General features: G+C 39.1%; 11 protein-coding genes. 10 read left to right on the top strand and 1 reads right to left on the bottom strand.

Annotated features, from left to right (window positions below):
- The first annotated feature begins 8 nt into the window (after positions 1 to 8).
- The 10 genes from HOD97_02295 (at position 9) to traF (ending at position 11,872) form a co-directional block, all read left to right on the top strand.
- A complete protein-coding gene (locus HOD97_02295; protein ID MBT4280442.1) occupies positions 9 to 401 on the top strand; it encodes a hypothetical protein in 393 nt (130 codons plus the stop codon).
- Entirely contained in the window at positions 398 to 865 is a 468-nt protein-coding gene (lspA, locus tag HOD97_02290; protein ID MBT4280441.1) for a signal peptidase II, read from the top strand. The genes HOD97_02295 and lspA overlap by 4 nt, the downstream gene beginning before the upstream one ends.
- Positions 859 to 1,842, top strand: coding sequence for an RluA family pseudouridine synthase (locus HOD97_02285; protein MBT4280440.1), 984 nt, complete (start codon positions 859 to 861; stop codon positions 1,840 to 1,842). The genes lspA and HOD97_02285 overlap by 7 nt, the downstream gene beginning before the upstream one ends.
- Positions 1,820 to 2,746 (top strand): tyrosine recombinase XerC, encoded by a 927-nt coding sequence (locus HOD97_02280; protein ID MBT4280439.1) that lies wholly within the window; start codon positions 1,820 to 1,822, stop codon positions 2,744 to 2,746. Before HOD97_02285 ends, HOD97_02280 begins: the two co-directional genes overlap by 23 nt.
- A 10-nt stretch (positions 2,747 to 2,756) precedes the next feature.
- Entirely contained in the window at positions 2,757 to 4,382 is a 1,626-nt protein-coding gene (pckA, locus tag HOD97_02275; protein ID MBT4280438.1) for a phosphoenolpyruvate carboxykinase (ATP), read from the top strand.
- Complete coding sequence (gene raiA, locus HOD97_02270; GenBank protein MBT4280437.1) at positions 4,379 to 4,666, top strand: ribosome-associated translation inhibitor RaiA; 288 nt, start codon at positions 4,379 to 4,381, stop codon at positions 4,664 to 4,666. Before pckA ends, raiA begins: the two co-directional genes overlap by 4 nt.
- A gap of 77 nt (positions 4,667 to 4,743) precedes the next feature.
- The gene (locus HOD97_02265; GenBank protein ID MBT4280436.1) at positions 4,744 to 5,931 is read left to right on the top strand and encodes a methionine adenosyltransferase; all 1,188 of its coding nucleotides are present in this window, start codon (positions 4,744 to 4,746) and stop codon (positions 5,929 to 5,931) included.
- A 2-nt stretch (positions 5,932 to 5,933) separates the two neighbouring features.
- Complete coding sequence (locus tag HOD97_02260; protein MBT4280435.1) at positions 5,934 to 7,259, top strand: adenosylhomocysteinase; 1,326 nt, start codon at positions 5,934 to 5,936, stop codon at positions 7,257 to 7,259.
- A 120-nt stretch (positions 7,260 to 7,379) separates the two neighbouring features.
- On the top strand, positions 7,380 to 10,385 hold the full coding sequence (locus HOD97_02255) for a hypothetical protein (protein MBT4280434.1): 3,006 nt from the start codon (positions 7,380 to 7,382) through the stop codon (positions 10,383 to 10,385).
- The gene (gene traF, locus HOD97_02250) at positions 10,382 to 11,872 is read left to right on the top strand and encodes a conjugal transfer protein TraF (protein MBT4280433.1); all 1,491 of its coding nucleotides are present in this window, start codon (positions 10,382 to 10,384) and stop codon (positions 11,870 to 11,872) included. The genes HOD97_02255 and traF overlap by 4 nt, the downstream gene beginning before the upstream one ends.
- On the opposite strand, the gene HOD97_02245 is transcribed toward traF, so the two are convergent.
- The gene (locus HOD97_02245) at positions 11,849 to 12,940 is read right to left on the bottom strand and encodes a YjgP/YjgQ family permease (protein MBT4280432.1); all 1,092 of its coding nucleotides are present in this window, start codon (positions 12,938 to 12,940) and stop codon (positions 11,849 to 11,851) included. The two genes, traF and HOD97_02245, sit on opposite strands and share 24 nt — an antisense overlap.
- Between the last annotated feature and the right edge of the window lie 165 nt (positions 12,941 to 13,105).

The following is a 13,105-nucleotide window of genomic DNA, read 5'->3' as shown; positions in this document are numbered from 1 at the left end:
GAAAAACAATGCCAAAAAAATACTCAAAAACGCACATAAAAAAATTCAGACAGACAATCCTTGATAAAATGGATGATATTGTTGAAGATGTAGATGACATAAAGGACGGAATTCGTGGAGGCACTGCTGCATCTAGGGGTGCTACTCCCGATTCTGTGTATGGTGTTCACATGGCGGATGCCGGATCAGATTCTCATGAGCGAGAAAAAAATTATCTACTTATGAATCGGGAAAGTGATTATTACAAAAATTTGGGAGCAGCGTTGGATAGAATTGAATCTGGTGATTACGGTGTTTGCGTTATTTGCGAAGAACTGATACCGGTTGATAGGTTATTAGAAGTACCGAATGCGACCAAATGTGTTGAATGCAAAGAAGAAGACAAAATAAATAATTCATGAAAATATTTGGGTTAAGCGCCTTTATTGTGATCTTAGACCAGGTTACGAAGGTGCTGACTCGTAGCCTGATGGATTTCGGCGATTCTATCCCCGTCATCAAAAATTTCTTTCATATCACACACATTACTAATGATGGCATGGCATTTGGGATTGATATGCCTTTTGGCTCTTATCTCTTGCCTATTATAACTGCTGGTCTCATCCTTTTCCTCATAAAGATGATTTTGGATGCACAAGAAAATTCAATTGTGTATCAAGCAGGTCTCGGACTGATTTTAGGTGGGGCAATTGGGAATTTTATTGATCGGATTCTTTTTGGCAAAGTAACAGACTTTCTTCACTTCATGGTTGGCGATTGGGAATGGTATATTTTTAACATCGCTGATTCGGGCGTATCAGTCGGATTCGCATTGGTTCTGTATTTCACCTTTTTCATTCAACCGAAAACTAATCCTCAATCGTGACCTCATTTAGTTTTACGGTGGGTGAAACTGATACCAATCGATTGGACAAATATTTGTCCAAAGCAATTCAGGATTTTTCCCGCACTCAGATACAACACGCAATCCGAGAAGGAAACGCTTTAGTGAACGGGCGAGTTCAAAAAGTGAGTTTTGTTCTTTCTGGCGGCGAAGATGTAGAATTATCAATAAACCCTACAGACAATGAGGCAGATTCCGTCGTACCGGAAAATATTCCTCTAAGTATTTTATTTGAAGACGACTTTATCATTGTGATCAATAAACCTGCTGGTCTGGTAGTGCATCCGGGTGCAGGACATCCAAACGGAACTCTTGCAAATGGGCTTGCGTTTCATTATAAAAATTTATCAAAAATCAATGGCGGGCTTCGTCCGGGAATAGTGCACAGATTAGATAAAGAAACATCAGGCGCAATGGTTGTGGCAAAAACAGACCCAGTTCACCAAAATCTTGGAAAACAATTTGAGGATAGAAGTGTTGAAAAAGAATATATTGGAATTGCGTGGGGTAAATGGGAAGGAACCGGCACAATTGAAAAAGCAATTAAAAGAAGCAGGAAAGATCGGACAAAGTATGAAGTTCAGGATTCCGGTCGTACTGCCAAAACGGATTATAAAGTTTCGGTATCAAATAAAGTGATGAGTATTGTTCATTTTTTTCCAAAAACAGGCCGAACGCATCAGATTCGTGTTCATTCTGAGTTCGAAGGTCATCCGATAGTGGGTGATGTTAAATACAGTGGCGGAAAAAACAGAGCAAAAGGATTTACACCTGAAACCCAGAAAAAAATTGATACGTTATTTAAGCTCGTACATCGTCATCTACTTCATGCAAAAAAACTTGTGTTTTTGCACCCGGACTCAGGTGAAAAAGTATTTTTTGAGGCACCAATCCCTGACGATATGATAAAAGTGATGGAAACAGTAAACCAATTAAATGGAAAAGAATTTATTAACTGAATTACAGGAATATTTTGAATATCTGGAAAAAGAAAAAGGATATTCGAATCATACTATTTCATCATATAAAAATGATTTGAAAGTGCAATTCTTTGGATTCCTGAAGGAAACCTATACTAGCGAAATGCCAAGTCTTTCTGATATCGATAGATCGGTCATTCGGGAATTTCTAGGAAAGGAAATTGGGTTGAAAAAATCCAGCAGAACGGTTGCACGCCGCCTTGCGTCTATCAAATCTTTTTTCAAATATCTCATTATTCGAGGAATAGTCAAAAATAATCCGGCATCGTATGTGAAGACACCAAAGCTTCCCAAGCCGCTCCCCAATTATGTTGATCAATTCAATATATCTGCATTAATGGATGCTCCGGATTGCTCTTCTGAAAAAGGGCTACGAGATCGCGCAATTATGGAACTCTTTTACAGTACGGGAATTCGATTGAATGAACTTATTCAATTGAATCTTGAACACATTCAGATTTTAACCAAAAATAAATTCCTCGTAAAAGTTTTTGGAAAAGGTGGGAAAGAACGGTTGATTCCATTAGGAAAAACTGCGAAATTGTCTCTTGATAATTACCTAAAAATACGAAATTTGTCTTTTGAAATAGCAATGCAAACTATCCCATTATTTGTAAGTACAGAAATGAAACGAATTTCGAGAAGAACTGTGCAGAACCGAATCTCAACTTATATTAAACAGGTATCCGCAGGATCAGGAATTGGTCCACATACTTTACGTCATACATTCGCAACTCATTTGTTAGATAATGGTGCAGACATACGGTCCATCAAAGATTTATTGGGGCATAGTAGCCTTTCAACAACACAGGTTTACACACATTTAAAACCGGAAACATTGAAAAAAATATATGAACAAGCACATCCACATGGTGGTAAATAGGAACACAAGGATGGATTTAACTTATTTGGGATTAGCAGATATAGGAACCATTAAAAGGAACCTTTCAGTAGAAGTTTTGATTGAAGAAGCCATTTTGAATGGTGAAGGAAAACTTGGGACACGAGGTGAATTAATGGTGGATACCGGCGAATATACCGGCAGGAGTCCAAATGATAAATATTTTGTTAAAGAGGATTATTCGGGAAACAATATATGGTGGGGGTCTGTGAATCGACCAACTGATTCTGCTGTTTTTGAGACATTATATCAAAAGGTTATAGACTATTATGAAGCAAATCATGATGATAGAGGTGTCTATATTTTTGATGGCTTTAGTGGTGCAGATGAAGATCAATGTTTAAATGTACGGATTTTGGCGAAAAAAGCTTGGCAAGCCATTTTTGTGAATAACATGTTTATTCGTCCTCAAATTGAAAAACTGGATGGGTTCAAACCTGATTTTACAATCATTAACGCTTCTGAAGTGTTGGATAAAGATTTTAAAAAGCACGGTCACAATTCTGAAACATTTATCATTTTTAATTTGGAGAAACGGGTTGCAATTATTGGTGGAACGGAATACGGTGGTGAAATGAAAAAAGGAATTTTTTCCGTCATGCATTATTATTTACCACTAAAAGGAATTTTATCTATGCACTGTTCGGCAAACGTGGATAAAAATGGTAAAAATACCGCTCTCTATTTTGGGCTGTCCGGAACAGGAAAAACAACATTGAGTACAGATGAACTACGGCCTCTCATTGGTGATGATGAACATGGATGGTCTGACAATGGCATTTTCAATTTAGAAGGTGGGTGTTATGCAAAAGCCATAAACCTAAACCCTGAATATGAGCCGGGGATTTACAATGCGATTCGTCATGGTGCATTGGCAGAAAATGTTGTCTTTGATCCGTATTCAAGAGAAATTAATTATTTTGATAGTTCAAAAACAGAAAACACAAGAATTTGTTATCCGATTCATTTTATTGAAAATAGCGTAGCGTCTGATGGACACCCAAGCGTCTCTGATCATCCGGAGATGATTATTTTCCTCACTTGTGATGCTTACGGAGTTATTCCGCCTGTGGCAAAACTCACTCCTGAACAAGCGATGTATCATTTTATTAGTGGTTACACTGCCAAGGTTGCAGGAACAGAGCGGGGCGTTACCGAACCGATTGCTACATTTTCACCATGTTATGGAGGACCGTTTTTAACATTACATCCTATCAAATACGCAGAATTGCTTCGTGAAAAAATGAACGAGCATGATGTACCCGTTTATCTCGTCAATACCGGATGGATTGGTGCTAACGCGAATTCTGGTGCGGACAGAATCAGTCTCCCGGTGACACGATCTATTATTCACGCCATTTTGGATGGGACAATAGAAAATGCAAATTTTGAAAATGATCCATATTTTGGGTTTCAGATCCCGACAACACTTGGAGAAATCGACCCGGAAATATTGAGTCCTGAAAAATCATGGAAAAATATCGATGAATATCATGCAACAGCTAAAGATCTAGTTGAGAAATTCAGGAAAAATTTTGATCAATATAATTTAACAGATCCCGCTTTATTAAAAGCAGGACCAACCTTAAACACCCTTGCTGAATTGGAGAAAATATGAATATAGAATTCACGGCACGTCATTTCCATGCACCAGATGATGTTAGAAATTATGCAGAGGAAAAAGTGCAAAAAATTACAACAATATTTGATCGGGCAATTAATTGTCAGATAATTCTTGAGCATGAACATAATGAGTATTCTACAGAATTGAATCTCTTAATGCCCCAGTTCAAGTTAAATGTAAAAGAGACTTCGAGTAATGTTTCAGAGTCAATTGATAGGGCGGTTGAAAAAATGTTAGTGCGAGTTAAAAAAGCAAAAGGAAAAATGTTTTCGCATTGATATTCGCATTTAGACTACAATTTGGAGCGTGAGGTAAACAGAAAGTAACTTCCCACGCATTAATCAAAAGGAAAAGTATGAGTTCATATTTATTTACATCGGAATCTGTAACAGAAGGGCATCCTGATAAAGTATGTGATGCCATTTCGGATTCAATTTTAGATACACTTTTAAAGCAAGATCCATCTTCGCGAGTTGCATGCGAAACATTGGTCAGCAGAGGTCTTGTGGTTGTAACCGGTGAAATCACAACCAACGGTTACGCCGAAGTAGAGCACATTGTTAAAGATACGCTTAAAGAAATCGGATATACGTCGAATGAAAGTGGAATGCACAACGAAGAAGCAAAAATTTTGACATTTATCCATCCACAGAGTAATGAAATTTCTCAAGGCGTTGACGATTACGATGGGCATGAACAGGGCGCAGGTGATCAAGGTCTCATGTTTGGATATGCTTGTACAGAGACAAAAGAACTGATGCCCATGCCAATTCAGATTGCTCATAGATTAACTGAAAAATTGGCTGAGGTTCGGAAGAATGGTACACTACCTTGGCTGAAGCCGGATGGGAAATCGCAAGTATCTATCCGCTATGAAGATGAGAAACCTGTAGCAATTGAGCAAGTGGTGATTGCTGCTCAACACAAGGATATGTTAGAGGAATTTGGGGATGTAAAAACTGAGTTATCTTTTGTAAACAAAGAAATAATTGAGCATGTCATTGAGCCCGTTCTCAAAAAATTCAATCTGCCTTATCAGAATTCACATATTGTAAACGGAACCGGTCGATTCGTTGAAGGAGGACCTGCAGCTGATGCGGGATTAACCGGGCGGAAAATCATTGTTGATACTTATGGAGGTTACGCACCTCATGGTGGCGGTGCTTTCTCTGGAAAAGATCCATCGAAAGTGGATCGATCCGGCGCATATATGGCGAGATACATTGCAAAAAATGTCGTTGCTGCAGGATTTGCAGAGAAATGTGAAGTACAATTTTCTTATGGGATTGGTGTTGCGGAACCTACATCATTTTATGTGCGTACTTTTGGCACAGGAACCATTCCTGATGAAAAATTAACCAAGATTTGTTCAGAAGTTTTTCCGCTGAAACCGGGATACATTATTGAACATTTAAAACTTAAAGCACCACGCTATCTTCAAACATCAGCTTATGGGCATTTTGGTCGAGAAGATGACAACTTTACTTGGGAGAAAGTTGATATGGTAGATGAACTAAAATCGGCAGTGGACGAAAGGAATTAATTATGGCGGAAGTAGAAATGACAAGTGAAGAGAATCTTTCTTATAAAGTAAAAGATATTTCTTTGGCCGATTGGGGCCGTAAAGAAATCACTCTTGCCGAAGCTGAAATGCCCGGTTTAATTGCAATCCGAAAAGAATACGGTCCATCCAAACCGTTAGATGGCGCACGCATTGCTGGTTGTTTGCATATGACAATCCAAACTGCGGTTTTAATTGAAACTTTGGTTGAACTTGGCGCCGATGTGTCTTGGTCTTCCTGCAACATTTTTTCGACGCAAGATCACGCCGCCGCGGCCATCGCAGCCACTGGGGTACCCGTATTTGCTTGGAAAGGAATGACAGAAGAGGAATTTAACTGGTGCATCGAACAAACATTATTTGCCTTTGAAGGTGGCAAACCGCTCAATTTGATTCTGGATGATGGCGGAGATTTGACCAATATGGCGTTGGATGAATTTCCAGAGTTAGTGGATGGAATAAACGGATTGTCTGAAGAAACAACCACTGGTGTTCATCGACTTCAGGAACGCGTGAAAAACGGAACGTTGCCCATGCCCGCGATTAATGTGAATGATTCTGTAACCAAATCAAAATTTGACAATAAGTATGGTTGTAAAGAATCTTTGGTGGATGCAATCCGTCGTTCCACCGATGTAATGCTTGCCGGAAAAGTAGCTATCGTTGCCGGATATGGCGATGTTGGGAAAGGATCCGCGGCATCTCTGCGTGGTGCCGGCGCAAGAGTCATCATAACAGAAATTGATCCTATTTGCGCGTTACAGGCCTCGATGGATGGATTCTCCGTTAAACGAATGGAAACTGCGATTCCTGAAGCGGACATTGTCGTGACGGCCACGGGGAATAAAGACATTATAGAAGGCAGCCATTTTGAAGCGATGAAGGATAAAACCATTGTTTGCAATATCGGGCATTTTGATAATGAAATTGATATCGCATGGCTGAATGAAAACCACGGCGACACCAAGGATACGATTAAGCCTCAAGTGGATAAATATACCATCAATGGAAAAGATGTGATTGTTTTGGCGGAAGGCCGTTTGGTTAACCTCGGCTGTGCTACCGGACATCCATCCTTTGTAATGAGCAATTCTTTTTCTAATCAAACATTGGCGCAAATTGAATTATGGACAAATCGTGAACAATATGGAAATGAAGTGTACGTGTTACCAAAACATTTGGATGAGAAAGTGGCAGCACTTCATTTGGATAAACTTGGAGTAGAACTGACGGAATTGAGAAAAGACCAAGCTGATTATATTGGCGTCCCTGAAAAAGGACCGTTCAAATCCGACGAATATCGGTATTAAATATCAGAATTATTACCAGTGAAAAATCCCCGTCTTTGCGCGGGGATTTTTTTGTGGAATTGCTCCCTAAATTAGAGTCAATTTCTCTTGGCTCTATAGGCAGAACCATACAAGCAAACTATGGATAATCCGAGGCAATCCAATAGCACATTAAAATGCAAGTTGTCCAGATGGAGTTTTCTGGCAATTTTGATTTGTGCGCCCAGTTGTGACTTTCAAAGTCCATCTGAATTCAAGACACCAACATGGTTTGTTGATCTCGCTTTTCCACTTATTCAGCAAAAATATTCGCTCGATGGGATGATTGACAGTACGCTTATTTTTCCTCACGATTCAACAGGTATGCAACTCGTTTTTGATTCCACATTGGCTCCTACTTCGATGGATGCTAATTACCTCCAGCAAAAAGTTAATGCTAATGAATCGGTAAGTGAATCCCAAACTGCCCCGGATATGAGTGCAATCACTATTGATACCACCATTAATATCTCTATTCCAATTGCTTCAGCGGGTTTGTATAATAATTCGATTCCTCCTGTTTTGGTAAATTTCCCAAATGCGAGTAATCAAGATATTGACAGTTCTATTTGGAACCCGCTCGCTCGAGCCTTCGCAATTCCTTCGGAAAACCAATCCGTTTCTATTCCTATCCCAATTGACGAAAGTTTGTTGCCTGAATTTGTAACTTCGGTTGATGGCTTTGTAGTCCGAAGTGATTCAAATTCGGACAGCAGTTATTACCAATCAACATTGTTGAACAATGGAATACCAACCAATGTCATTAATGCTGAATTTTTACTTCTTACAGGAAGTGCTTCCACGCCGGATACGCTTGCGAATCATCCGGCTTCAGCGATTGCTAAAGACTTACAAGATCTGCAAAATACGTTGATCGGGGACAGTCTTATGTCCAATGCAATCACCATGAAAATGAATTTCGGAATTGCTGAAACCACGGGTGGAACGGTTACAATTATTTCCGGGGATTCTGTCCAGATAAATGTGCAGATATCTTTAAAAATCACCGCATTTGATTCCGCCCGTGTTCAGATGTCAGACTATGCACTTATTGACAGCACTATTGGAGTGCCATTTCAGGAGGACGAAGATTCGTCGGGAGTTTCTATATATGGTGGAGTATTTGCTTCACCAGATAATATTTTAATAAATCATATCAATATCACTGATTTGCAAAGCACGTATCCTTTTGATATGGGCTTTTTTTTGAAATTCGAAAATTTTGTTTCTGCAGACGGCACTGATTCCGTTAAAATTGATACAGTTTTAAATTCATCCCTTGCAGCTATCACTGAAAATAAAAAAATTGATGGATGGAGTTTTGTAAATCCCAAAGGGGATTCTGTCGCACTAGACAGTATGACGATTAAATTGCAAGCATCTATCACCGCACAGGCTGCTTCCATTCCATTAGACGGGTCTCAATTGGGCGCGCTCACGATGGGAATTACGGTTGATCAGTTAAATTTTTCAAGTATTGATGCAAACATTTTGATGCCTTTGCCATCCTCAAATGAAAAAATAGATAATATGCCATCCGGTTTTGAAGGAATGGCATTTACGGATGTAAAAATAGAATTTGAAATAATGAATTCGATTCAACTTCCAATAGATTTGGATTTAGATATGAAAGGAGTACCTGAGTTCGGTGATTCAGTCATCGTTGAAGTAAGAAGTTCGATTGATACAACAGGCATTTCACTTTATGATTCTTCAAAAACTTTAATCCAACTTCATAGGGATGGTACTACGACGTATTATTTTGCACAGCCGACAGATTCTATCCCAAATGATTCAGTGGTTACACCGGTTGCAACGGGGAAAAATACGATTGTTGATCTATTAAGCTCAAATCCTCAAACTATGATCATTAAATCAATGGCATCCATCAACGGTCGAGGTCAGATCACCACAACCGGCGCTATCAAACTTGGCTATAGATTGATAGCACCATTTAGAGTAACTATGGAACCCATGACTTTTATTTCGGCTAATGAGTCTCCTATTGAAGAAATGGATCATGATACTCGAAACAGAATTCGCAACTCACTGTTTGGTGCAAGTTTGGTTACACAAGTGACCAACCAACTTCCAGTTGGTGGACAGATAAATGTTTTGCTTTCCAATCAGACATATTTCCCACTAGATACAACTGTGGGAATGCTTGCTGTGTTTAGAGATTCAATGGTGTCACAAAAAGGTTGGAATGCTACTGATGAAATTTATGCAGTCACAAATTGTGGCGCACTTAGTCCCGCAATAGACAGCATTCATATTTTCAATGTTTTAACCGATTGGTCAGAATGTGTGGATGGTCTGCTTTATCTTGTTAAAAGTACTGGTTCAGGAACAGACACACTTATATCATACATTGACACACTGATGACTGTTATTCTTCCGGATCCTACTTCTTTGTACAACGCTTCAGATTCTTCCGGTGTCTCAGGTTCAGTAAAAGAGCCGGGAACTATCACGTATTCCAGTATCATCGATACTACAAGAATCCGATTAATTACGGATCCTGGGAATCATTACACCGCATCGCGATTTAAATTAAATGGAACCGGCACCAATGAAGTATATCTTTCTAAAACGGATTATATCGAGATAAATGCCATGATGACAGTTCGTCTAAGCAGTACAGGTTTGGATGCACCTGCTTCAAATGAATTGGTAATTACCAGTCCAAATGGAGGAGAAACACTTCCAAAAAATCAGCAAACACAAATAACCTGGAAATCTTATGGCGACGCTGTGACTACAATTGATATTTCTTATGCTAAAGGAACCAATCCTGATATTTCGGATGACGCTCAGTGGGTTTTAATCGCTACAGATGAAGCAAACGACGGATCTTACGATTGGACTCCAGAAAACTCATCGGGTATCAACGATCAATTACTTCTTTCATCGCAAAAAGATAGTCTTAGAATACGCATCATGGATTCTGGGGGCACAATTAACGATATCAATGGCTGGTATTTTAGTATTTCCGGAAATGTAAGCAGGCCATCGGGCAAAGGTGCCGGTATTCTTATGGGAGGATCCTCGCAAACCATCCCGACTTCAGGAATTGATCCAAGGAATATTCGCGGAATGCTTCGATGACCAATAAATTCCTGATATTCGTTGTGGGTTTTGGCTTGGTTTTAGGGCAAGCAAAGCGGGATCCACGAGCTGTTGCCTTAGTAGGATCTTATACGACCATTGCCGATGGAATATTTTCTGTTGGATACAATCCAGCATTGTTAGCTTACCAAAAAGATAAACCATTTCAGCTTCAAGTTTTTGGAACTGATTTTGGTTTTGCCGGGAATTATATTTCTTTAGAAAATTTAAATGCATTAAGTGGTGATACCATCCAACAAAACCAGAAGGACCAGTTGTTCCGATATCTCGATAACGCAGGTGGGCTCACCTTTTTTACAGATGTGCACTTACCATTACCATTAATGAATTATTCATCCGGGAATATGGCTATTACAACGAATATGATGATTATGGGAGATTTTAAAATTCCGACAGGACTTTTACGATTTATCCTCGAAGGTAATGCCAATAATCCTTCGATTGATATGACAATGAAATATGAAGTAATGGGAGTCAACGAATTCGGGTTTTCATTTGCGGTACCATTTGATGCTTTTTCTTTTGGAGTTACGGCAAAATATTTACAAGGCTTGTTTTACCTCGGCGTAGATCCTGATTCCAGTAAGGCGAGCCTCGAGACAAGCGTTTTAGCTATGTATGGTTCCGGGAGTTATCTTTTGAGACAAGGAATCGGTGGAAGCGGATTAGGTCTTGATCTGGGATTTATCACGAGCGAAGTCAACGGCTGGAGGGTAGGTTTATCTGTTATTAATGCAGTTGGGAGTATTACTTGGAATAAACCCAGTATTATGAAGGATATTTTAGCAGGTTCCGATAATATTTACGGGAATGAAGATGATTTGTTTCATTTCACTTGGGGTGGGGAAATTTTAAATGATAGCATGGCCATTAAATATACCTACAATATTGATTCGATAAGTGCTACAAGTTTGAGTTCAGACTCACTATTTACCAGCGAATCAAAATTGGTAAAAAACATAGATGCTGACGGAAAGCTCAAGGATTTTATCATAAATTATCCGGCTACTTTTAGAATTGGCGTATCAAAACGTACGGATGATTATATCATTTCATCTGATTTGGTTGCAGGATTTGAAGATCGTTTCTTCGCACATCAGGGCTGGCGATGGTCAGTAGGTCTTGAATTACATCGTTTTCCGGCGGTTCCCCTTAGAATTGGTTTTGCTTGGGGTGGCTCAGATTTGTTAGAATTAGGGCTGGGATTCGGTATTCATAAGGGTCCCATCATGTTTGATATGGGTTTTGCCTTTAGGAATGGACTTTGGATTCATACTATGAAAGGGTTCAATCTTTCAACGGGACTTACAATTACCGGCTTTGGAGGGCGGTCTTCTGTAAAAGAAACACTATCAGGACCAGCGCCACCGGTGGAAGAACAAGAAGATAAACCATTAGATGGAAGTGAAGATGCATCTGAAGAGCCCAGCGTATCAGAAGAGTCACTTCCTAACGAGCAAGAGTAACCCGATTCCACCGGCACAAAATACTATATTACCAAGCCAAGCAGCAGTTAAAGGGTTCATCATTCCTTTATACCCGAGTGAAAGTCCAAACTTGATAAAGGCGTAATATACAAAAATCACCAAAATCCCCATACCGGCACCAAAAGTAAGCCCACCCTTTGGTCTCATAGTTACAAGCGGAATTCCAAATAGAACAATGATCAAGTTTGTGAATGCAAAAGACACTTTAAAATTGCGGTCAACTTCCCAACGTCGTGTATTAACACCATTTTCATTTAATTTTTCTATCCGTGTGCTGAGTTCATCAAAATTCATTTCTTCTGTCGATTTAGATTTCTGAAGAATATCTTGAGGAGTAACATCTAAAAATATCGTGGTATCCTGTTTTGAGATAACCACGCTTTTTTCTTGCCCTGAACCGTCAAATTCCCTTAAGGAATAAGATGCAATATTCCACGTGTGTGACGAATCATTCCAAGTCATAGATTTTGCATCTATCCTTGTTCGGACGATTGCATCTTCTAACACAAAAAAGGATACACCTTCCGCTTTATATAAGTTGACTTGATATTTTTCTATTGCAATATGAACCCGTTCTTTCTTTTGAAGAAATATATTATGCATGACACTTTTTTTCCTCTTTTTACTGCGGGATGTCATGTATTCTTTTTCGATATTGAAACGTTTTTCATGCCCACGGCTAACAATTCCATTATCAAATTGGAAGGACAGAATACTTATAAAAAATGCCACGATAAGAATGGGTAAAGCAATCCTGTACAAACTAATCCCCGATGATTTCATTGCAATTAATTCGTTACGCTGAGCGATTGTTCCAACGCTAAAGACAGAAGAAATTAGCATAGACATCGGCAAACCGATATTAACATACCACGGAAGCGAATTGAGATAGTAGTTTACTACAATTGAAATGGGAACTTTATTATCAATAAACTTGTCCATATTTTCTATGACATCCACAACAAGGATCAGCAGAACGAATCCTATAAGTGTTAAACATAGAATGGTTAGGAACTGACGCATGAGATATATATCTAGTTTTTTCATAAGACAGAATTTAAGGGATGTATGGCGTGAGCGTGCGTATATTTTGAATTCAATTTGAAAGGAAAATATTGAGTGGAACCTGAAAACTTGACATTGCTTGAACGCATAGAAGGCTTGACAGTTTCATTGGTTGAACTAGTCTGGGGAATGCCATTAATAATCCTG

Source organism: Candidatus Neomarinimicrobiota bacterium (assembly GCA_018651745.1).
Taxonomy (GTDB): Bacteria; Fidelibacterota; Marinisomatia; order Marinisomatales; family TCS55; genus JAAZYX01.
The sequence above is the reverse complement of the archived record's forward strand: the minus strand, read 5'-3'. Positions and strand labels throughout refer to the sequence as shown.